Annotated in this window: 19 protein-coding genes, 1 rRNA gene and 1 pseudogene (1 of these 21 running past the window's edge); 11 read left to right on the top strand and 10 right to left on the bottom strand. The window is 46.3% G+C overall.

The window, feature by feature from the left end; genetic code table 11:
- Positions 1 to 8 precede the first annotated feature (8 nt).
- Positions 9 to 3,038 carry a CHAT domain-containing protein gene (locus D0A37_RS14860; protein ID WP_445242549.1) on the bottom strand — a complete coding sequence of 1,010 codons (3,030 nt, stop codon included), beginning with the start codon at positions 3,036 to 3,038 and terminating at the stop codon, positions 9 to 11.
- A 183-nt stretch (positions 3,039 to 3,221) separates the two neighbouring features.
- Between D0A37_RS14860 and D0A37_RS14855 the strand changes: the two genes are divergently transcribed.
- The gene (locus tag D0A37_RS14855; protein WP_242715455.1) at positions 3,222 to 3,485 is read left to right on the top strand and encodes a J domain-containing protein; all 264 of its coding nucleotides are present in this window, start codon (positions 3,222 to 3,224) and stop codon (positions 3,483 to 3,485) included.
- A 61-nt stretch (positions 3,486 to 3,546) separates the two neighbouring features.
- The gene (locus tag D0A37_RS14850) at positions 3,547 to 4,377 is read left to right on the top strand and encodes a hypothetical protein (RefSeq protein ID WP_242715454.1); all 831 of its coding nucleotides are present in this window, start codon (positions 3,547 to 3,549) and stop codon (positions 4,375 to 4,377) included.
- A gap of 25 nt (positions 4,378 to 4,402) precedes the next feature.
- Here D0A37_RS14850 and tsaB read toward each other — a convergent pair whose 3' ends face one another.
- The 3 genes from tsaB to D0A37_RS14835 all read right to left on the bottom strand — a co-directional run bounded on the left by tsaB (position 4,403) and on the right by D0A37_RS14835 (position 7,239).
- The gene (tsaB, locus tag D0A37_RS14845) at positions 4,403 to 5,062 is read right to left on the bottom strand and encodes a tRNA (adenosine(37)-N6)-threonylcarbamoyltransferase complex dimerization subunit type 1 TsaB (RefSeq protein WP_242715452.1); all 660 of its coding nucleotides are present in this window, start codon (positions 5,060 to 5,062) and stop codon (positions 4,403 to 4,405) included.
- Between the two features lie 2 nt (positions 5,063 to 5,064).
- Positions 5,065 to 6,777: a serine/threonine-protein kinase gene (locus tag D0A37_RS14840; RefSeq protein WP_242715450.1), complete on the bottom strand. Its 1,713-nt coding sequence runs from the start codon at positions 6,775 to 6,777 to the stop codon at positions 5,065 to 5,067.
- 213 nt (positions 6,778 to 6,990) lie between these two features.
- Positions 6,991 to 7,239 (bottom strand): Ycf34 family protein, encoded by a 249-nt coding sequence (locus D0A37_RS14835; RefSeq protein ID WP_006632635.1) that lies wholly within the window; start codon positions 7,237 to 7,239, stop codon positions 6,991 to 6,993.
- 107 nt (positions 7,240 to 7,346) lie between these two features.
- Here D0A37_RS14835 and D0A37_RS14830 point away from each other — a divergent pair, with 107 nt between their 5' ends.
- Positions 7,347 to 8,597 carry a CCA tRNA nucleotidyltransferase gene (locus tag D0A37_RS14830; RefSeq protein ID WP_242715448.1) on the top strand — a complete coding sequence of 417 codons (1,251 nt, stop codon included), beginning with the start codon at positions 7,347 to 7,349 and terminating at the stop codon, positions 8,595 to 8,597.
- A gap of 127 nt (positions 8,598 to 8,724) precedes the next feature.
- On the opposite strand, the gene D0A37_RS14825 is transcribed toward D0A37_RS14830, so the two are convergent.
- From D0A37_RS14825 to D0A37_RS14810, 4 genes are all read right to left on the bottom strand, one after another.
- Positions 8,725 to 9,072, bottom strand: a complete 348-nt coding sequence (locus D0A37_RS14825) for a DUF952 domain-containing protein (protein ID WP_242715446.1) — start codon at positions 9,070 to 9,072, stop codon at positions 8,725 to 8,727.
- Positions 9,073 to 9,091: 19 nt separating this feature from the next.
- Complete coding sequence (locus D0A37_RS14820) at positions 9,092 to 10,684, bottom strand: CocE/NonD family hydrolase (protein ID WP_445242400.1); 1,593 nt, start codon at positions 10,682 to 10,684, stop codon at positions 9,092 to 9,094.
- Between the two features lie 161 nt (positions 10,685 to 10,845).
- Positions 10,846 to 11,298 carry a cupin domain-containing protein gene (locus tag D0A37_RS14815; RefSeq protein ID WP_242715442.1) on the bottom strand — a complete coding sequence of 151 codons (453 nt, stop codon included), beginning with the start codon at positions 11,296 to 11,298 and terminating at the stop codon, positions 10,846 to 10,848.
- A 211-nt stretch (positions 11,299 to 11,509) separates the two neighbouring features.
- Positions 11,510 to 12,280 carry a cysteine hydrolase family protein gene (locus D0A37_RS14810; protein WP_242715440.1) on the bottom strand — a complete coding sequence of 257 codons (771 nt, stop codon included), beginning with the start codon at positions 12,278 to 12,280 and terminating at the stop codon, positions 11,510 to 11,512.
- 213 nt (positions 12,281 to 12,493) lie between these two features.
- Here D0A37_RS14810 and D0A37_RS14805 point away from each other — a divergent pair, with 213 nt between their 5' ends.
- The 7 genes and pseudogenes from D0A37_RS14805 (at position 12,494) to D0A37_RS14775 (ending at position 20,614) form a co-directional block, all read left to right on the top strand.
- A complete protein-coding gene (locus tag D0A37_RS14805; RefSeq protein ID WP_242715438.1) occupies positions 12,494 to 13,939 on the top strand; it encodes an amidohydrolase in 1,446 nt (481 codons plus the stop codon).
- Between the two features lie 173 nt (positions 13,940 to 14,112).
- Positions 14,113 to 15,315, top strand: a complete 1,203-nt coding sequence (locus D0A37_RS14800; protein ID WP_242715437.1) for a glycoside hydrolase family 10-like protein — start codon at positions 14,113 to 14,115, stop codon at positions 15,313 to 15,315.
- Positions 15,316 to 15,329: 14 nt separating this feature from the next.
- Positions 15,330 to 16,007 carry a TIGR02117 family protein gene (locus D0A37_RS14795; RefSeq protein WP_242715436.1) on the top strand — a complete coding sequence of 226 codons (678 nt, stop codon included), beginning with the start codon at positions 15,330 to 15,332 and terminating at the stop codon, positions 16,005 to 16,007.
- A 140-nt stretch (positions 16,008 to 16,147) separates the two neighbouring features.
- Complete coding sequence (gene hisA / locus D0A37_RS14790; RefSeq protein ID WP_242715435.1) at positions 16,148 to 16,921, top strand: 1-(5-phosphoribosyl)-5-[(5-phosphoribosylamino)methylideneamino]imidazole-4-carboxamide isomerase; 774 nt, start codon at positions 16,148 to 16,150, stop codon at positions 16,919 to 16,921.
- A 105-nt stretch (positions 16,922 to 17,026) separates the two neighbouring features.
- On the top strand, positions 17,027 to 18,436 hold the full coding sequence (locus tag D0A37_RS14785; protein WP_242715434.1) for a cation:proton antiporter: 1,410 nt from the start codon (positions 17,027 to 17,029) through the stop codon (positions 18,434 to 18,436).
- 39 nt (positions 18,437 to 18,475) lie between these two features.
- Positions 18,476 to 19,102: pseudogene (locus D0A37_RS14780) on the top strand (1-(5-phosphoribosyl)-5-[(5-phosphoribosylamino)methylideneamino] imidazole-4-carboxamide isomerase); the annotation flags it as partial.
- A gap of 102 nt (positions 19,103 to 19,204) precedes the next feature.
- On the top strand, positions 19,205 to 20,614 hold the full coding sequence (locus D0A37_RS14775) for a cation:proton antiporter (protein WP_242715433.1): 1,410 nt from the start codon (positions 19,205 to 19,207) through the stop codon (positions 20,612 to 20,614).
- Positions 20,615 to 20,717: 103 nt separating this feature from the next.
- On the opposite strand, the gene D0A37_RS14770 is transcribed toward D0A37_RS14775, so the two are convergent.
- Positions 20,718 to 21,071 carry an ADP-ribosylglycohydrolase family protein gene (locus D0A37_RS14770; RefSeq protein WP_242715432.1) on the bottom strand — a complete coding sequence of 118 codons (354 nt, stop codon included), beginning with the start codon at positions 21,069 to 21,071 and terminating at the stop codon, positions 20,718 to 20,720.
- 375 nt (positions 21,072 to 21,446) lie between these two features.
- Complete coding sequence (locus tag D0A37_RS14765) at positions 21,447 to 21,698, bottom strand: hypothetical protein (RefSeq protein WP_242715430.1); 252 nt, start codon at positions 21,696 to 21,698, stop codon at positions 21,447 to 21,449.
- A 323-nt stretch (positions 21,699 to 22,021) separates the two neighbouring features.
- Here D0A37_RS14765 and D0A37_RS14760 point away from each other — a divergent pair.
- Positions 22,022 to 22,279, top strand: a 16S ribosomal RNA gene (locus D0A37_RS14760) (it continues 1,242 nt past the right edge of the window).

Below are 22,279 nucleotides of genomic sequence, written 5' to 3'. Positions count from 1 at the left end.
TGTTCTCTCTATTTCCACTCCCCTTGCAAGGTAAAAGCCGCCCAATAATAGGGAGATTTCCATTTTTCCTCCTGCATCATTTCCATCTGTGCCGCCCTCAAAGCTGCCGCTGGCGCTAACTTTTGTTGCACCATTTTTTGATAAAACTTTTGCATTAACACAGCCGTTCCTTCATCATCCACACTCCACAAACTCACCGCCACCCGCTGCGCCCCCGCATACATAAAACCCCTAGTTAATCCCACCATTCCTTCGCCTTTAACATTCTGTCCCATTCCCGATTGGCAAGCACTTAAAACCACTAAATTTGCCGCCAGTTTCAAGTTGAAAATATCGGTGAGGCGCAAAAAACCATTGACAAGATTGCCCTTGTCATCTATCATCGACATCACCATTCCTGACAGTTCGGGATTTTTACTGTTGGCAAGGCCGTGGGTAGCGAAGTGAATGATTTGATAATTGACTAAGTTTCCATCGGTAGCAGTAGTACGACTGGCATCAAAATCCAATATTTGATGTGTAGAAGCTGAGGGAAATAAGCTGGATATTGTTTGGGCTTCTTGGCGACTAAATAGTAGACGATCGGGTGGCCATTTTATCTCGGAAGCACGAAGCGAGCGATTTAAACCGAGGTTGTTTGCTTCTAATTTTTCTGTTGTTGCTGCGGTAAGTTGTCCTTTGACTCTTTCATCGTCTGGACTGAAAACAGGGTCGGCTAAAATTGCTAAAGTTTGGTTTGGTGGTTTTCTATCTCCGTAATTTTGCCTGAGAATGGCGAGACTTGAGGCGGAAGGCAGAGTGATAATTTCATGTTCGACAATTAAGGGAACATTGGTATTTTGTCCCCTGGTTTGGGAAATAGTTAATGCGGGAAAAGGGGTATAGTGCAACACGCCGTCGGGCACAATTAATAAGCGTTTATTTCCTAATTGGGCTGCTGCGGGATGTAAAATTAATTGACTTAGATTTGCACTTGCTTCGGCAACTTTTTGGGGAATATATCTGGAATTTTGGCTAATAGTTACTGCGGTGCGGAAAGCTCCGGCTGCTGTTTCTATGTCTGCGCGTTTTGGCAATTCATAGCTAGTTAGTCCTGTTGATGTCACAACCCACAAATAACTGCGGTATGAGCCGAGGGAATACTGCAATAAAATCGTGTTTTCATCGAGAATCTGTTTTTGAATTTCTGGCAGTGTTAAAGGTTGGGGTTGGGTGAGGGCTGCATAGGGGGGGCTGGCGGTACGAATCTGGGCTTGAATTTGCTGATATTGTTGCAAAAGTGCGAGGCGCTGTTTGTCGATTTCATCGATTTTAGTTGCGTTGGGATTGGGGGTGCTGATTGTTTCGATGCGCTGCTTTTCAATGGCATTGAGTTGCTGTTGCAGGCTCTTTTCTTGTTGCAGTAAATCGGGGGAAATGCCTTCGCGAATGTTGGCGTTACTTTCAAACAGGAGTTCGAGGAGACTGCGGGCCCTCGAACGTTCGCTGGCTTCTAAGGCTTTGGTATCATAACCGGATTTAGGATTAGTTTTATGCAGTTGCATTAACAAGTCGATGTAGAATTCGTAGTAGTCTTGGACTGTGGCAAAGTATGAGCTGCGGAGTTCTGGGCTGGCTATTTTGGTGCGGAGGTTTTCGATTATTTTGAGAGAGGATTCAATGTCATTGAGGGCTTCGGTAAGATTGTTTTGAGCGCGTTTGACATAAGCCATGCTGTAAAGAGTGACAGCTTCCCCAGCGCGATCGCCTACTGCTCGAATCAGGGAAAGCGACTGGCTGTAATACTCTAGCGCTTTCTGTTTTTCTCCCAAATCTGAGTAGGCTTGACCTATGTTGTTGAGGGTGGTAGCTTCCCCGCGCCGATCGCCTACTGCCCGTTTCAGGGGAAGCGACTGGCTGTAATACTCTAGCGCTTTCTGTTTTTCTCCTAACTCGGAGTAGACACTGCCGATGTTGTTGAGGGTGATAGCTTCCCCACGGCGATCGCCTACTGCTCGAATCAGGGAAAGCGACTGGCTGTAATACTCTAGCGCTTTCTGTTGTTCTCCCAAATCATCGTAGACTAAGCCGATGTTGTTGAGGGTGGTAGCTTCCCCGCTGCGATCGCCTGTTGCCCGTTTCAGTGTCAGGGACTGGCTGTAATACTCTAGCGCTTTCTGTTGTTCTCCCAATTCTGAGTAGACTCTGCCGATGTTGTTGAGGGTGGTAGCTTCCCCGCTGCGATCGCCCACGGCCCGTCTCAGGGGAAGCGACTGGCTGTAATACTCTAGCGCTTTCTGTTTTTCTCCCAATTCTGAGTAGACTAAGCCGATGTTGGTGAGGGTGGTAGCTTCCCCGCCGCGATCGCCTACTGCCCGTCTCAGGGGAAGCGACTGGCTGTAATACTTTAGCGCTTTCTGTTTTTCTCCCAATTCTGAGTAGACACTGCCGATGCTGTGGAGGGTGCGACCTTCCCCACGGCGATCGCCTACTGCCCGAAATAGGGGAAGCGACTGGCTGTAATACTCTAGCGCCTTCTGTTTTTCTCCCAATTCATCGTAGACACCGCCGATGTTGTTGAGGGTGGTAGCTTCCCCGCCGCGATCGCCTGTTGCCCGACTCAGGGGAAGCGACTGGCCCAAATACTCTAGCGCCTTCTGTTGTTCTCCCAATTCTGAGTAGACATTGCCGATGTTGTTGAGGGTAATAGCTTCCCCGCCGCGCTCGCCTACGGTCTGAAACAAGGCAAGGGATTGGCTCAAATACTCTAAGGCTTTCTGTTTCTCTCCCAAGTCTGAGTAGATTTGGCCAAGACCAAGGAGGCTAACTGCTTGCCCTCTAGTGTCGCCTGCTTGCCGATACAGCTTTAAGGCTTTTTCCAACTTGACGACCCCACCTCTTAAAGCTTCCGCCGTTCCTTGCTGGTAAAGTTGCAGCCCTTCCTTTAAAGCTGTTTCAGCAGCGTCGCTACTGTTAGTTTGTGCTGTTTGTACGACTTTACCAACTCGCACGGCTGCTGCAACTGGCTGACTTAGCTGAACCGAAAGTGCGATCGACATACCAGCCAAAAACCATTGAGTGCGATCGAGCATAGCCACCCCTTTTGTATTTTTGTCAATTTTACTCACTAGCTCGCTTAGTGTAAAGGCAGGAAGAAGTAAGGGCAATCGGCATTTTTGCTAGAGTGAACGAGTAGTGCGATTCCCCGCAGGATCGCTACGCCGCGCGTACTTTTTCCCAGTATGAAAAACATCCTAACTACCCCCGATCCCGTAAGCAGCCACTGGGATTGCCCCGAATGCGGCGGCACCGGTACCCTCAGCCCAGAAATTTGCCCTGTTTGTCTCGGAGCAAAATACATCGATCTCGCTACAATAACGAACTGGATGCTCGATTTTATGGAATCTCGCGGCTGCGATCGAGCTGAGATCGATCGATTGCGAACCGAAAGCCCAGACCCCCTAACATTAACTTTTTGCCTCGAAGTTTGTATCGCCCTGAAATGAAAAATGAAAACTTATGTTATAATCTATGGCTGTTAAAAAAATAACGCAATTTTGAACAGAGATGAACACGATCAAAGCAGGACAAAAATATTCAAAAAACAATATCTATCACGGCTTCAATTTTGAACAGCACAAACATTTGGGGCTATACATTAAACACCGGAGAGATGAAGCACTAAGCCTGAGTGTTGTATCTAGTTGGTGCTACCGCAAAACCTCAAAAGTTAGCAGGCTTGCTTGCAATGTTGAAAGTGCATTGTCAACGCTTAAGTTTAACCTAGATGACATCGTTTGTGGTGAAGTCCCCGACAATTACATTCTTTTCAAGAACGGCTACAACCCTGAAATTGACCCAGTAAAATGCTACTACGGGCAAACTGAGTTCGCCGAACAATGGAACAATGAGTTTATCGCGGGGTTTAGAGAAGAATTTCATCAACAACCATCACGAGGACTTTATCCACCACACAATCTACCCAGACGACGTAATGGCTTCACGCTGGACGAACATCTCCACGTAGCTAAGATTATGTGTTGTCAGATTAGGCAGTCAGCAATCACAACCATCCTGATCTGGAATGCTTATGGAACCAATTCTAAGGCAACCAAGGCCGCTTACAAATGGTGGAAAGCCGCAACTGCCCTAGTCTCAGAACTTCATCAAGTCTCAGGTGAGATTGGTATATATGCCATAACATATCCTAGTGACGAAGCCGATCGATTTGAGGTACACATTGCTGCCGATCAGAGCTTTGCGGAGCCGCTGAGAATGCCATTGCAAAAATCTCTTCTTCAAAAGGCTGTGGTGGCTAATGCCGGAAAAGTCACTAACGATACGTACAACCTGGATCTCGGATTGGATTGGCTAAAAGTCAACATCACTTATCCCTAATTACCAATTTACCAATGCCCAATATTCAGTGTCCCTTAACCGGATGTTGCCCGTAAAAAGGCAAAGCATCCGACCAATCAGGACGACTTCCCATTTGCCACTCCAAATAAGCCAATTCCAACACACTAGAAACCGACCAACCCAAGTCGCTACCCACTTCAATTAACTGATAAGAATTCCCCCAATTATCCAACTTTTCCTGCCAAGATTCAGGAGTCATTACCGTATCGGTAAACAACTCAGTTAAACCCGAATTACTGTTAATTGAATAAACCGCCCCAAACAATTGTCCCCGCTGTGCAGGCATTTGCAGCGCCATATCCTGATTTGAGATAGATTTTTTACTGCTGCTGCAAGCGACAGCCGCCAAAGTTGAAATCGCAAAAACCGGAATATCCAACTGTTGAGCCAAAGTCCGCGCCGTCACCATACCCATCCGAGTCCCCGTGAAACCTCCGGGCCCCTTCGCCACTGCAATAAAAGCCAAATCCCCCCAAGTTTGCGGCTGAATAAACTCGACTAAATACTGATGCAAATGAGTTGCTAAATCGCGATCCAAATTCCAAGTTTGGCAGCGAGAATCCCCGGCAAAATTGCTGATTGCTAAACCGAGTTCACGACTAGCTGTGTTCAGCGCTAAGCCGTATTTTTTAACAGATGTTCCGTCTGGGGGATTGCTATTCACGATTAATGATAATTTTCCTTAACAAAAAACAGCGGCAAAGCCACCACTAAACAACCCAAAAGAATGCCAAATATTCCCGTATTTAAAATCCTGGAATTCCCCATGCCCCCAGTCATCAAAAACAGCACAACTAAACTTGCAAATAAATTTTTATTGGCAAATTCTTTGTGTTGGGAAACTTGATGCTTCACCGCCATAAAACCCGAAGAAACTATTAGCGCGAACCACGAATTAAAAATGACTATTTGAGAGCCAAAAATAAACCAAACCAAGGCAAACATTAGCGCATCTATCCAAAAATCCTGAGTTTTCAACTTCGGCAGCCAAAATTCTTGGGTAGCAACAGGGGCGATTTTCTTGACTAATTGATTGTGTTGCAGCCGCACGAGTTTGTTTCTCAATTGAATCTTGGGATCGATTTGCAATACTTGCTTCCACTCCGGGCGGCGAGAATTGTTGACTCTTCCCAACAGCTTCACGGCTGCGACTTTATTTAACTGCAAATCGGTGAGTCTGGTGGCAATTATTTGAGATAAGTGCGGATAGTAAACGGGGTTGTCTTCGGTTCTGTTGATGACGATATTGAGCTGTTGCTTGGCTTGACTGACTTGGATTGTAACATTGTACGGGGCGATCGCCTCTTGTAGAGCTTGCTGAATTTCGGCTTGCTCTTGGCGAGTGAAAAGCGACACACCGGGCGCAGGTGTAACCACCCGTTCTGCGGGCGTTTCCGGCGCGTCTAGCACAGGCTGTGCATCTAAATAGACCGGTTTGGGGTTCAAGTGTCGGATGACTGCTGAGGCTGAACTGTAGCGCCGATTGGTGGCACTTTGAAGCATAGTGTCGAGGATGCGGCCCAAATCGTCGCTAACAGCAGTCTTCAAATAATTTCGCCAAGCCCAAGAATCCTCTGTACTGTCGAACAAATCGAAGGGAGGAATTTCTGTCAGCAAGTGAATGCAGGTAACGCCCAAACTGTAGATATCGCTGGCAAAAACTGCTTTCCCCATCAATTGTTCGGGGGCTGTATAAGCAGCACTGCCAATGATTGTACCAGTTTGCGGCAACCCGGTTGCTGTTACTTTCTTAGCTGCACCAAAGTCTACTAAAACAATATCTTTTTGGAAAGGAGAGGGTTGATAGGAAGTTTCTAAGGCGGGTAAAGGAGTTGGAGATAGTCGGCGGCGAATGATATTTTCTGGTTTGATATCGCGGTGAATGACTTTGGATTTGTGGACGAAGTGGAGCACGGGCAATAAATCGTTGAGGATTTGCCGAATTTGAGTTTCGGTGAATGCTCCTTTTTGTTCTAATTCTCTGGCTAGGTTTTTGCCGTCTATAAATTCTTGTACTAAATACTGTCTCCCGTCTTGTTCAAAATGCGCGATTAATTCTGGAATCTGGGGATGTTTACCCAAGGTTTGTAGCTGGGCTGCTTCTTGGTGAAATAGTTGAGCGGCTTTTTCGGCTGCGGTATTTTGCTGCAAAAATTGCTTGATTACGCACTGCGAAAAAATCAGGGGTTTGGTTTCATCAACTGCTAGAAAGGTTCGACCAAAGCCTCCTTGCCCGATCGGCTTTATGGTTCGGTAGCGAGATGCTGATGGCGTTTCTGAGTCAAGAGTTAACAACAATTTTGAGCCGCAACTTTGGCACAATTCTGCATCCCCTGGGTTTTGCGGATTCTGACAAGTTGGGTTTAAGCAATAGCACATTGGATTTTAGATTTTAGATTTTAGATTTTAGATTTGTAATTGGGAATAGGGAATGGGGAATTGGGCATCGGGCATCGGGAATTGAAAATGGGAAATAGAATATTGGAAATGGAAAATAGAAAATGGGGTAAAAAGAAGAAACAAGAAAAGGAGATCGTTTTATTTTTTTCCTTCTTCCTTCTTCCTTCTTCCTTCTTCCCTCTTCCTTCTGCCTTAAGTCGGGACGAGTTCGCCTGGCCGCAATTTTGCCCATTTGCCGGTCTCTTGCTTGAAACTTTGACAGCCAACAACATCCCATTCCATTTCAATTTCGTCTTGGCGGGGACGGATGTTGACGTTGATGGTGGGTTCTACGGGGTCGAAATCGGGTGTTTCGGTGAGGTGAAGCTGTTCGTGCTGTTCTTCTACGGCGTGGTAGGTAAAGCAGCGGTCTACATAGTGGCAGTTAATACAAATACACATTCTTGATATCCTCTGTGCATTTCAAAAAGATTGGTGAAATTTGAGCTTTCTGTTAATCTAGCGTAGCAAGAGTTTTATTGTTTGTAAGTTTGTAGATTTTTGTTGCGATGCCGATTAATTTGCCCTCTTCATTATCTCCTGATACTTGGCCGTTTGATTTGAAACTGCTGACACCGCCTGCTTATCTGGTGGGCGGTGCGGTACGGGATGCGTTGCTGGGCCGCCGATCGCACTATTTTGATTTGGATTTCGTTATGCTAACACGGGCCGTGAAGACTGCCCGAAAAATTGCCGATCGCACGAAAGGTGGATTTGTCTTGTTGGATGCGGAACGCCAAATTGCGCGGGTGGTGTTTGCGGGCGGTACGGTGGATTTGGCGCAAGCGGAAGGGGGGAGTCTGGAGGGGGATTTGCTGCGCCGGGATTTTCGGATAAATGCGATCGCCTGTAATCCTTTTACCGGAGAAATCATCGATCCTTTGGACGGTCAAACTGATTTGCGCTTGGGTTTGCTGCGGATGATTTCGCGGTCAAATTTGGAGGACGATCCGCTGAGGTTATTAAGAGCTTACCGCCAAGCGGCGCAGTTGGGTTTTGCGATCGAACCTGAAACTCAATCTGCGATTCGGGAATTAGCGCCGTTGTTGAGTCGGGTAGCGGTGGAACGGGTGCGGACGGAATTGGGTTATTTGTTGAGTAATCCTGACGGTGTTCCTTGGATTTGTCGCGGTTGCGAAGACGGTTTGTTTTCGATTTGGTTTGAAAGTGCGATCGACCGTTTTGATATTTTGACAAAAATTGACGCCTCTGCTGACAAATTAGCTGCAATTTACCCGGAATTAGGGGAAGAATTCGGGCGTCAGATTAGAGATACAATTAAAACGCCTTTGTTGGCTGTCGCGAAGCTGGCTATTTTGGCAGATTCCGACCCCATAATTGCTGAAACGCAGTTGCTACGGTTGAAGTACAGCAATGCGGAGATTAAAAGTGCGATCGGGCTTTTGAAATACTTGCCAAAATTGCAAGCAAAACCTATCGCGGAAATGTCTTTGAGAGAACTGTATTTTTTGTTTCGGGATGTGGGAATAGTATTTCCCGTTTTAACGGTTTTGGCGGTGGCGGGGGGAGTAGCGGTGGAGGATATTTCACTGTTAATTAATCGCTATCTCGATAGGGATGATATTATTGCTCATCCCACACAATTAGTTAGCGGCAATGATTTAATGGAATATTTGAAATTGCCCAGAAGTCCGCGCATCGGTCAATTTTTAATGGAGATTCAATTAGCGCGGGTGGAGGGGAGAATTGCCACTCGCGAAGATGCGCTGAAATTGGCGGCAGAGTTGGTTAATCAGTAAGTTTAAATTGATATATTTCAGAAATTAGAACGGGCAAGATGCCCGTTCCACAAAATTCAATTTTCCCGTGGGGTGGGCTTCTAGCCCGCCCTAAAAAATTAGTTTACAATGCTCAAAAATCAGAATCTTAAACAACATTTTTTAATTCTTCCGGCAATTCAAACTTGCCATCGGCACCCGGTTCAAATTCAACAAATTTCAACACAGCATCAACATTCAGCGGCCCGTAAATGTGGGGGTAATTGTCACCGGCTGCATATTCATATTTAAGTTCAGATTCTACTTTGTCCGAGTCAATCCAAAGCAGCAGCAATCCTGTTTGTCCCACAAAAAATTTATTAGCAGATTTAAGAACTTGTGGCAGAGTCGAACAGTGGATAAATCCTTCAGTATCTAGCGTATCTCCGCGATAGGATTGAAGTTGTTTTGCTTCTTCCCACTGTTGGCTGCGGGTGATGTGAAAAATAATGCTCATAATTGAATAAGTTCGAGGTTTAATTGACAATTGGCAGCAAAATTTGAGATGGGCAATTCCCGCCACAACTTACTGTCAGCGTGATAATTTTAGCATCGATCGCCCGCGCTTCACCGGGAGGCGCACCCGTTCCCGGATTCACGTCGTAAGCGGGAAAACAAGCCGCACTCAAACTCAGACGCAACGCATTACCTTTGGCAATTTGCATACAAGTTGCTTGCAGCACAATTCTTACAGGTGTTTCACCTGAATTCACCCGCACGTAACCTTGAGTAAAATTGTAGACGCTGCCGCTATGTTTTACCTCAGAAAGTATCGCACACAAATCAAAACTCGGCGCATCGGCGGTACAAAATACTTCGACAATTATATCTCCCGCTAAGCGCAAATCTGCCGTTATTGGGGCCGAAGTGTATGTTAAAACATCGGTGCGGCAGTCAATAGTCGATCGCTCCATCGCACCTGCAGGAAATCCAGCGTGACCTCCCAAGGATGGCACCGATCGCCAAGGGTCATGTACGAATATATCATCAGTGCAAACCTCCGGGCAACAATCTGTTAAAATACCCGCATCTTCTCTCATCCCGGCAAGTCCGGTACTTGCTAAAAAATAAGATTTATGATTATTATTAGGCCATTTATTAAATTTCCGCCAATCATTACTCCCCATCTCAAATAGCGAAATCGGTCGCTCGTTTAATATTCCTGTATCAACTCCTTTGAGGAAGCGATCGAACCAGCGAATTTGCAACTCATCCACAGGAGTTGAAGCTGCAAAACCATAATCCAACGCTCCCACTTTTCGCCCCCAAGGTAAATGCGCCCAAGGGCCAATTATCAAATGCTGCGGACAATAACTCCGGCTCGCCATTTCCTTGTAAACATGGATTGTTCCCCGCAAATAAGTATCAAACCAACCGCCAATGTGCAGCATTGGCAAGTCTAAATCTTTGATGTTTGGCGATAACTTTTCCCAATACTCGCTCGGTCGATAATTATCCAACCAATCGTGATAATGTGAGTCTGGTGCAAGATTTTTAATCATCTCAGGACGCGCCGGCACGCTATCGTATAGCGGGAGATTTCTCGAAGCTGCATAAAAGGCTTGATAGGCAGAAATATCGGCTTTTAAACGAGCGGTTTCTGCGGCTAGCTGAATTGCCCAGCCGAGATTTGATTGCAGACTAAATGCACCGCCTTCATAGACCCAATCTGCGTATAAATTGCCGCCTACCATTGCCGGACAAATTGTGATTAATGCGCTGGGTTTAGCAGCAGCCGCGTAGAGTTGAGTCATGCCTTGGTAGGAAAAACCGTACATTCCGACTTTGCCGTTACTTCCCGGCAGATTAGCTGCCCAATTGACGCTATCAAAACCGTCTTGTGTTTCGCTAACAAATAGGTTAAATTCGCCTTTGGAAGTGCCGCGTCCCCGCACGTCTTGGATGACAACGATGTAGCCGTGTTTGGCGTACCATGCGGGATGGGAATATACGACTGTAGAGGCGAGATCCCTTCCGTAAGGTTGCCGCATTAATAATACAGGAAATTCGCCCTCCGCATCGGGGCGGTAGATGTCAGCATCTAAACGAACCCCATCTTTAGTTAGCATTGACGCTGTTTCTTTCGGACAAAGTTTCAGCATAAATCCTAAAAAATATCAAATAAAAAAGTTTGTAGTTAGGGCTTTAGTGCTTTTTCTAAGGACGGAAGCCCTGACTACAAACCTGATGAAATAGTTTTCATCCAAGCACTCAACTCCTTACTACAAACCTAGCAGGATACGAGTACATCCGATCGCCCGAGAACTCTCATATCTTCCTCATCGAGTTCGACTGGTGTACCGCTGCGAATTAGTTCCACAAAATCCTCATTCGGCACCATGATGCACAAAGTGTACAAACGTCCACTCCCCGTATTCTCAATTAGGTGAGTGCCTGTTGGAGGCACTAACAAACTATCTCCCGGTTGAATACTAACTGTTTTGCCGTCGCAGGTTGCTTGCCCTGTTCCTTTGAGTACAAAAAACATTTCTACTGCAAATAGATGGCGGTTGGGAGGAGTTTTGCCGCCCACATCGAAAATCTCCACGCAAACTGTTAATGAAACATTAGCTATTACCGGATCGAAGACGATAGCTAATCTATTAGTATCGCCCGGACTGATGCGAAATGCTTGGTAGTCTTTCGGAGACTTTATAACAGGAATCACGCACTGGTTTGTCATTTTTTTATTGTTAGTTGTCAGTGGTTATGTTTCTGCTGTCATTAGTGAGAATCCAGAGTCATTAGTCCGCCGCTCAACCTCCAAAGTTTATTGATTTCACAGGAGAGTTCGCTGTCAGCGCAGGAAGGGAGATATAGGCTTTGCTGTGCGGGACTCTCGCACTCCTAAAAAACGCTTTTTACACTCCAGAGGGATACTCCCCTGATGACTACTATTTAATTGCTTCTAACATAGCCTGAGAATCAGACAAAAAACCAAAACATTGTTTAACGTTATAAAGAGTAGCTTGCCAGCAATACTCGGGAGATGTCGTAGCTGTACAATCTTGGACTAAAATACAGTCGTAACCGAGGAAATTAGCATCTTGCAGCGTAGCCATTACGCACTGATCGGCGTTTACTCCTCCGAAGAAAAGTGTAGTTCTGCCCAGGTTCCGCAAGATACTATCTAAAGGAGTATCCCAAAAGCCGCTCATCCGATATTTATCAACGCAGATATCCTCCGGTTTGGGTTTTAATTCATCGACAACCTGCGCCGCCCAACTCCCTGCCATCAGTACAGGTGCGTTGTTTTTTGGCAGCGGATCTCCCAAACCTACGCCGTCGCCTGTGGGGTTGTAAACGTGACGGGAAGCTGCACTAATATTGAGCAAATCGGGGCGGTTTCCCCAGTTTATCCAAATAATTGGTACTGCGTGCGATCGCAATTTTGGTAGCAGATTTATTAAAGGATTAATTGGAGTTCTTGCGGGCGTTACATCTACGCCTATATGTGCTAGCCAACCGTCGGGATGACAGAAATCGTTTTGCATATCTATCACCAACATTGCTGCTTTTGCTAAGTCCAAACGCAGAGTTTTAGTTTCTGTTTCCAGGGTAACAGGTTGAGGCGCGATCGGCGATCGGGTGATATCGGCAATTTTGGCATCAACTTTCCAAGCATTCGGCGGTACGCCCAAGGTGCGGAGAGAATCAGGATTCATATAGATTGTGAGTCAAAAACAATTTCAATCTTATAACTCTTTGATTGTTACTAACTTGTCATATCTTAAATCTTTGTTATAATTAAGTATCAGGGGTAACTTTTTGATAAAGTTTAGGATTTATTAACTTTATTCTCGGTGGGCGATCGCAAATGTTAGCGCCTGGGAATCATACAATAAAAATCAATATAAATTTACAAAAAGGGTAAATCTATGAGCTTTACAATTCAAAATGCTTTAATTCCGGTTGAGAGCGGTTATGAAACCGCAGATGTGCAAGTGGTGGATAATTGCATAAGTGCGATCGCGCCCAATAACCTCCCCTCTCATTCCCCCGCTTACCAAGGGGGGGATAGGGGAGGTCAAACAGTTATTAACGGCAAAAATAAGCTGCTGCTGCCCGGTTTTGTCAACGCGCACACTCACTCTTCAGAAATGTGGCAACGGGGCATAATTCCCCCTTTACCGCTGGAGTTGTGGATTGCTGAATTGTACGATTTTACACCTCTCGATCCCGAACAAGTTTATTTGAGCGCCTTGGGAACTGCGGTAGAAACATTGCTGTCGGGCGGTACAAGCGTAGTCGATCATTTAGTCTTGATTCCGGGGCAAGAATTAGAGACAATCGCCGCCGCAGTTCGCGCTTATCAAGAAATCGGTATCCGCGCTTTTATCGGGCCGTTAATTCAAGATGAATCCCTGACAGCGGGAATGCCGGCGGGCGATAGCGCGATCGAACACGCGGCTTACATTCGCTCGACTAAGGCAACTTTAGAGTTAATGGAAACAGCCATAAAACAGTTTCACCATCCCGAAAAAGGGGTTAATATGTTGTTGGCCCCGACGGGGATTCAACTGTGTTCCGATGCTTTGTTTGAAGGCTGCATCGATTTGAGCGATCGCTACAATCTTTGTCGGCACGCCCACCTCTTGGAAACCCCCGCTCAAAAACAGCTAGCTCACGAAAAATACGGCTGTAGTGCGGTCGAACACCTGCAAAAAATTGGTTATTTGAGTCCGCGAACTTCCTTAGCACACTGCGTTTGGCTGGACGATTCCGACATTGCGATTATGGCCGAAACTGGAGCGACAGTCGTACACAATCCCCTCAGTAACTTGCGATTGGGAAGCGGGATTGCACCAATTTTGAAATATCGTCAAGCGGGAGTCAACGTATCTTTTGGCTGCGACGGCGCTGCTAGCAATGACTCTCAAGATTTGCTGGAAGCAATTAAAATTGGTTCAATTTTGCACAATATCACGGATTTGGATTACCGCCAATGGATCACACCGCGCCAGTCTGTAGAAATGGCATCGCTGGGAGGAGCAAAAGGCTTGAATCTCGCCGATGAAATGGGTTCGCTGACCGTCGGTAAAAAAGCCGATGTTGTGCTGTATGATTTAACCAGTTTATCATTGCTGCCGCGCACCGATCCGATCGGCTTGCTCATTTTGGGACGCCCGACTAATGCGGTAGACAGCGTTTGGGTAAACGGCCAGCAAATTGTCGCAGAAGGTAAGGTAAAAACGATCGATGTTGAGGCTTTGAGGCGGGAATTATTCGATCGCAGCGAGTGGACTAGCAAGCGTCAATCGCAAACGGTGACCGAGATTGAGACGCACTATCGAAAAGTGATGAAACTGCAAGGTTATTCTTAGTAGGGTAAAACTGAGATATTACATGATTTTCAATAAGCCTTTCAAGGGCGGGCTAGAAGCCCACCCCACAAAAAAATTCACTCTTGTGGAACAGCCAGGAAAGCCTGTTCTTGAGAATGGTGCTATTTGGTGAGGTAAAATAGAACTCTCACAATAATATTTGCGAAAAATAAATGATTAAACTGCACAAATGGCAGCGGATACTGGCTTTAATAGTTGTTTTTGCGATCGCCCTTACCTCCTCCGCCATATTATCCCCGCGTCTGTTAGCTCAAACCCGCCCCCACACCCCAACAACCGAATTGCGCGGCGTCTGGCTGACGAACATTGACAGCGAGGTTATCTTCTCCCGCAACAACATCATTGACGCTGTAAATCGACTGGACAAACTCAATTTTAATACCATCTATCCCACGGTTTGGCAAGGAGGCTATACGCTTTATCCGAGTGCAGCAGCCCAAGGAGTATTCGGACAGTCGATCGACCCATCGCCCGGATTGAAAGACCGAGACATCCTCACAGAAATTATAGCACAATCCCATCAAAAAGGTATAGCAGTAATCCCCTGGTTTGAGTTTGGTTTCATGGCTCCCGCAGAATCAGAATTAGCCACACTTCACCCAGAGTGGCTGGCGCAGCGGCGCGACGGTTCAACTATTTGGAAAGAAGGCAAACACGATCGAGTTTGGCTGAATCCCTTTCATCCCCAAGTGCAGCAATTTATCTTAGATTTAATCCTAGAAATTGTCGATAATTATGATATAGATGGCATTCAATTTGACGACCATTTCGGCTTGCCAGTAGAATTTGGCTACGAGCCGCTAACAGTGTCAATGTATCAGGAACAAATCAAAAGCCCTCCCTCCGACGACCCCCGCGAAACCTTCTGGGTGCGCTGGCGCGCTGACAAAATCAATGACTTCATGGGGCGAGTTTCCCGCGCCATCAAATCCCGTAAAGAAAAATGTATTGTCAGCTTATCTCCGAACCCTTTTCACTTTTCTTTACCCGCCCACTTGCAGGACTGGTTTACCTGGGAAAGACGCGGCTACATCCAAGAAATTGTGTTGCAGGTTTATCGCAGCGATATCAAGCGTTTTAGTGCCGAACTGGAACGAGAAGAAGTTAAACTGGCTAAACTTAACATTCCCACTGCGATCGGCATTTTAACTGGTCTTAAAAATAATTCTGTGCCGCTCAAGCAAATTCAAGAACAAGTGCAAGAAGTGCGAAAAAGAAATTTCGCTGGTGTGTCGTTCTTTTTCTACGAAAGTTTATCGAATTGGGCGAGGGAAACCCCCGAACAGCGCAATTCGGCATTGCAAGAGTTCTTTCCCACAAAGATGCAGCGCCCGCCATCCGAAGCCAGAATTTGAAACCTACGGTTAAAATGAGAAAAAGCATACAGCGCTTAGGAATTGTCATCTTATTTTTGACTGCTTTTCTAACAATTGGCTATCTCACTCCTAGAAAGTGGGGAAATTACTCGCAACCAGATTGCACAATCTCTCTATACATTTCCAACCAAGGCATTCACACCGAAATCATCGTTCCAGTTAAAAATGAATATTTTGACTGGACTCAATTTTTACCGCTAACAGAAATAGGGCGGGATGCCACTTCTGATTATAAATATTTGTCTTTTGGCTGGGGAGATAGAGCTTTTATGTTGGAAACTTCCACATCAGCAATCATCAACCCAGTTACAGCTTTCAAGGCACTATTTTTCCCTACTCCGTCTACCGTACACGTTCAAGGTTATCGGTTTCCTCCCCAAAATATTGAAATTAAATGTGTGAAAATTAGTGGAGCGAATTATATTAAAATAATAAATTTTCTTAAAGATACATTCCAATTAGACGCACCAGGTAATAAATTTAAAATTAGCTACGGCTACGGCAAAAGCGACAGTTTGTATGAAGCAAAAGGCAGTTACTCTATTTTGAGAACTTGCAACGACTGGACAGCCGAAGCTTTGCAAAAAGCCGAGGTCAATACTCCTTTATGGTCTACGCTTTCTTCAGCGATTATGTTTCATTTAAATAGCGGTTGCGAATGTAAAAAATAAATGTAATGGGTAATACAATTTTAGATTTTATATTTGAGATATAACGATTGGGAATGAATGATTATGTATGGGTTGGGAGCACGGGCATAAAGTTGCATTCTTTTTTTTAACTGGTATAATTAGCAATTTGAGGAAAAATTATGAATGTAATTCCAGCGATCGACTTATTGGATGGAAAATGCGTCAGATTGTATCAGGGAGACTACGCGAAGTCTCAAACTTTTAACGACAACCCCGTCGCAGTCGCCAGACAGTGGGTAAATGAAGGCGCAACCATGCTGCATTTAGTAGACCTCGACGGCGCCAAAGCAGGTCATCCAGTCAACCAAGCAGCCATTGAAGCGATCGTCCGATCAGTAGACGTTCCCTGTCAAGTAGGTGGGGGAATGCGCGATCGCACTTCTGTTGCTGCTATCCTCAATTTAGGCGTCCGGCGCGTCATTCTCGGCACTGTCGCCGTCGAACAACCGCAATTAGTCGGCGAGTTGTGCGCCGAATTTCCCGGTCGAATTCTGGTTGGCATCGACGCCAGAAATGGTAAAGTTGCGACTAGAGGCTGGTTAGAAACTTCGGAAGTTTTAGCAACAGAATTGGCGCAAAAAATGGCCGAGTTAGGGGCGGCTGAAATTATTTACACCGACATTCACCGCGACGGTACTATGGAAGGGCCGAATTTGGAATCTTTGCGCGAAATTGCTAACGCTATTTCGATTCCGGTGATTGCTTCCGGTGGCGTTAGTTCGATTGCAGATTTGTTGAGTTTGCTGGCTTTGGAACCAATTGGTGTCAAAAGTGCGATCGTCGGTAGGGCAATTTATACCGGCGATATCTTGCTAAAAGAAGCAATTCAAGCAGTGGGACAAGGGCGGTGGCAGGATGTACCCCCAGATTTGGGTTATTCGAGTTTTGCTTGATACTCAGGTCGAGTTAACTGGCTACCCAATATGTAACAGTTATCAATTTTCCGACTCACAGTCAACAGTAAGCGTAGAATCGTCTTTCTTACCATCCTCGTACCCATGTTTTTGAACCATACAATTACAGCTTTAAGTTCTGGGATGGCATCCCTAGTTGCTCCCATACCTTTGTTAGCAACAGTCGAGGCAGAAAATTCGCCGATCGTCCTCAGCGGAGTTTTGCTCAGTTTAGTAGTGATTTATCTCGCCAGTAAAATCGGCGCGGAAGTGGCTCTAAAATTTGATTTTCCGCCGGTTCTGGGTGAACTTGTAGCAGGGGTAATTGTTGGCGTATCTGCTTTAAACCTGGTCATTTTTCCCGGAAGCGGGCTGTCAGCCTCAGACTCAGGGATTATGACAGTTCTGCAATCGATTAATCATCTGTCTCCTGCCGCCCTCACCAGTGTGTTTGAATCGCAGAGTGAAGTCATTTCTGTGCTAGCTGAATTAGGCGTAATTATTCTGCTGTTTGAAATTGGCTTAGAGTCGGATCTCAAACAACTCAAGCAAGTCGGAATTCAAGCTACCGTTGTCGCCTGCGTAGGTGTGGCAGTTCCCTTTGCCGCTGGTACTGCGGGCTTGATGATAATTTTTCACACGGCGGCAATTCCAGCAATTTTTTCGGGGGCTGCTTTGACGGCAACCAGCATTGGAATTACATCTAAAGTGTTGTCTGATTTAGGACAACTGAACTCTAAAGAAGGTCAAATTATTGTCGGTGCGGCGGTGATTGATGATGTGTTGGGAATTATTGTCCTGGCTGTTGTCGCCAGTTTAGCCAAAACCGGTGAGATTGATGTTGTTAATGTCATCTATTTGATTGTCAGTGCAACTGTTTTTCTGCTAGGTTCGATTCTGTTGGGTGGTGTCTTCGACAAAACTTTCTCGGCGGTGGTGGTTCAACTCAAAACTCGCGGCAATATTATCATCCCGGCATTTATTTTTGCCTACTTCATGGCTTTTCTGGGCAATGCAATTCATCTCGAAGCAATTTTGGGTGCGTTTGCGGCTGGTTTGGTGTTGGATGAAAGCGATGTCCGCCAGGAGTTGGATGAAATGGTGAAACCCATCGCCGATTTATTTGTACCCATCTTCTTTGTAACGGTGGGGGCTCGGGCGGATTTGGGGGTTTTGAACCCAACAGTACCCGATAATCGGGCGGGACTTTTGATTGCCGTATTTTTGATCGTGGTTGCTATTTTGGGCAAGATCGTAACAGGTTGGGTGGTGTTTGGTCAGCCTGGAATCAATCGATTGGCGATCGGAGTGGGGATGGTTCCTCGGGGTGAAGTCGGATTAGTGTTTGCCGGCATCGGTTCGGCGAGTGGGGTTTTGGATAAACCCTTAGAAGTCTCGATTATTATCATGGTGATTCTGACGACTTTTTTGGCTCCGCCTTTTCTGCGGATTGCCTTTGGCGATACGGTAGTGCCTCCTGCTAGTGGGGAACTTTCTACCGAGAAAATCGTTTGATTGAGGGAATTTGAGTCTGGGCGAGCGACTCATTTAGAAACAAATGTCGACGGCGCCAAAGCAGGGCATCCAGTCAACCAAGCAGCCATTGAAGCGATCGTCCGCTCAGTAGACGTTCCCTGTCAAGTAGGTGGGGGAATGCGCGATCGCGCTTCTGTTGCTGCTATCCTCAATTTAGGCGTCCGGCGCGTCATTCTCGGCACTGTCGCCGTCGAATAACCGCAATTAGTCGGCGAATTGTGCGTCGAATTTCCCACTCAAATTCTGGTCGGCATCGACGCCAGAAATGGTAAAGTTGCTACTAGAGGCTGGCTAGAAACTTCGGAAGTTTTAGCGGCAGAATTGGCGCAAAAAATGGCCGAGTTAGGGGCGGCTGAAATTATTTACACCGACATTCACCGTGACGGTACTATGGAAGGGCCGAATTTGGAATCTTTGCGCGAAATTGCTAACGCTATTTCGATTCCGGTGATTGCTTCCGGTGGCGTTAGTTCGATCGCCGACTTGTTGAGTTTGCTGGCTTTGGAACCAATTGGTGTCAAAAGTGCGATCGTCGGTAGGGCAATTTATACCGGCGATATCTTGCTAAAAGAAGCAATTCAAGCAGTCGGACAAGGGCGGTGGCAGGATGTACCGCCAGATTTGGGTTATTCGAGTTTTGCTTGATCGTCTGAATCCTTTGGCCCGCATAAAAAAAACCGGAACGCTTGAGTTTGTGTGCGTCCCGGACTGTCTGGTTTCAACGTATTTCTTACCATCATCGTAACCATGTTTTTGAACCATACAATTACAGCTTTAAGTTCTGGGATGGCATCCCTAGTTGCTCCCATACCTTTGTTAGCAACAGTCGAGGCAGAAAATTCGCCGATCGTCCTCAGCGGAGTTTTGCTCACTTTGGTAGTGATTTATCTCGCCAGTAAATTAGGCGCGGAAGCTGCTATAAAATTTGATTTTCCGCCGGTTCTGGGTGAACTTGTAGCAGGGGTAATTGTTGGCGTATCTGCTTTACACCTGGTCGTTTTTCCCGAAAGCGGGCTGTCAGCATCCAACTCAGGGATTATGACAGTTCTGCAATCGATTAATCATCTGTCTCCTGCCGCCATCACCAGTGTCTTTGAATCGCAGAGTGAAGTCATTTCAGTGGTGGCTGAATTAGGCGTGATTGTTCTGCTGTTTGAAATTGGTTTGGAGTCGGATCTCAGACAACTAAAAGAAGTGGGGGTTCAAGCCGTCGTTGTCGCTTGTGTCGGCGTGGCCGTTCCCTTTGCCGCCGGTACTGCAGGCTTGATGATCATTTTCCACACGGCGGCGATTCCGGCGATTTTTGCGGGGGCTGCTTTGACGGCAACTAGCATCGGAATTACGTCGAAAGTTTTGTCGGAATTAGGACGGCTGAAATCTAAAGAAGGTCAAATCATTGTCGGTGCGGCGGTGATAGATGATGTGCTGGGAATTATTGTCTTGGCTGTTGTCGCGAGTTTAGCGAAAACCGGTGAGATTGATGTTGTTAATGTCATCTATTTGATTGTCAGTGCAAGTGTCTTTCTGCTGGGTTCGGTTCTTTTGGGCGGCATCTTTAACAAAAGCTTCACTGCGGTGGTGGAGAAGCTCAAAACTCGCGGCAATATTGTGATTCCCGCCTTTATTTTTGCCTTGTTCATGGCGTTTCTGGCTAATGCAATTCATCTCGAAGCGATTTTGGGTGCCTTTGCTGCGGGCTTGGTTTTGGATGAAAGCGATGCGCGCAATGAGTTGGACGAATTGGTGAAACCCATCGCCGATATGATTGTACCCATCTTCTTTGTGACGGTGGGAGCCAGGGCCGATTTGGGAGTTTTGAACCCCGCGGTGCCGGATAATCGGGCGGGACTTTTGATTGCCGTATTTTTGATTGTGGTTGCTATTTTGGGCAAGCTGGTGACTGGTTGGGCGGTGTTTGGTCTGCCGGGAATCAATCGATTGGCGATCGGAGTGGGGATGGTTCCTCGGGGCGAAGTCGGGTTAGTGTTTGCCGGCATCGGTTCGGCGAGTGGGGTTTTGGATAAACCGTTAGAAGTCTCGATTATTATCATGGTGATTCTAACCACATTTTTGGCTCCGCCTTTTCTGCGGATTGCCTTTGGCGATACGGTAGAGCCTCCTGCTAGCGGCGAACCTTCTAGCGAGCAAATCGTTTGATTGAGGGAATTTGAGTCTGGGCGATCGACTGATTTACAAACACAAAGGTCGATCGTCCAAATTTATTTAGCCGTAATAATAAGTCCTAAGTTGTTAGAAGCGGCTACAACTTGACTTTCAACTGATAACCATTGTCAGCGAGTTTAATCAGTTCGCCCAGGCCGCAGCTACCCTGATCGTTCAAAAGTTCCGCTAGTTGATTCGGCATGGCTTCTAGGCCCAGAAATGCCCCGCTGATGGCACAAGCCATTGCTGCGGTCGTATCCACATCGCCACCGACGGCGATGCTAGTGCAGAGAATTTCCCAGTAATCTTGAGGCGTTCTCAAAAACGCATATAAACTCCACAAGACGCTACCGACTACAAAAGGCGAGATTTCTTGCCAAGAGTGCTGGTAGTTTAATGGTAGTCCAGCTCTAGAAATTAACTCTACGGCTGACTCTGAGGGCAATTGCACCCTATCAATCAAATCTTTGAGCAAAGCAGCAAAGGAAGAATCAACTTCTTATACCCATTCGCTCAGTTGACCGATAAATGGCTCAGTTTCAATCATCATGTCAGATTGAAGGGCGCTCGCCACAGCCCCGGCGCTCGCCCCAGCACCGGCAGAACACCGCGAATCTTATTGCGACGATGTTAATGATGTTGTTGAGTCTGTTGAGACTAATGTATCCACATCCTTAGTCATCAACACTATATTCTACCTCTATCGGTAAATTCTTTCTGGCAAATCACCTTAAGCCATCGCTCAACCTTTTATCAGACAAGCGATCGTTTTTACTTTTGAGAATGGAATGGGAGAAAGAAACTCCAAGCGCGATCGCCCCCAATCTTAGTTTTGAGGGTTTGAGGAGTCGTTCCCTACGCTGGCCTGGTTGAGGGCGATCGCATCCTTAAAGTTAACACCAATGAACTGTGCCTTACCTCTACTCCAAGTAAGCCCCATCATCTGGTTGAACCACTGAGATATTCTACTCATGGGCGGGAGATAGTCCGCCCCAAAGCCGTATTTTGCCCCAAAAAAAGACCCCTTCCCGGAAAGAGGAGTAAGCCAGCGGATGTCGGAGCGCGGTGTAAGAGCCAAAACCCTTACAGTGTATAGGTTCAAAAAAAAGTCAAAAATATTTTGGCAAAACGCTTGACAACCCTGGGAATAGTTGATACATTAATAAAGCGCCAGAAGAGAGGCGGTTCAAACAACCGCGAACTAAAGGCAAAAAACTGAACCTAGAAAAAAGAATAGTTTGAAAGCTTAAAGCACTATTAACCTCGTCAAAAAAATCAAGATAGAGAGTCAAGGCGAGAGCTGATACTCAATATCACAAACAACGAGAAAAATGTCAAGGGAAAAAAACCAGCGGTGAAAGGCTGAGTGGAAAGAACTTGACGAAAGCCAAAAAACTCAACAACACGGAGAGTTTGATCCTGGCTCAGGATGAACGCTGGCGGTCTGCTTAACACATGCAAGTCGAACGGAGTAGAAATACTTAGTGGCGGACGGGTGAGTAACGCGTGAGAATCTGCCTTCAGGACGGAGACAACAGTTGGAAACGACTGCTAAGCCCCGATGTACCGAAAGGGAAAATATTTATAGCCTGAAGATGAGCTCGCGTCCGATTAGCTAGTTGGCGGAGTAAAAGCCCACCAAGGCGACGATCGGTAGCT

Source organism: Microcoleus vaginatus HSN003 (genome assembly GCF_022701255.1).
GTDB lineage: Bacteria > Cyanobacteriota > Cyanobacteriia > Cyanobacteriales > Microcoleaceae > Microcoleus > Microcoleus vaginatus_B.
The sequence above is the reverse complement of the archived record's forward strand: the minus strand, read 5'-3'. Positions and strand labels throughout refer to the sequence as shown.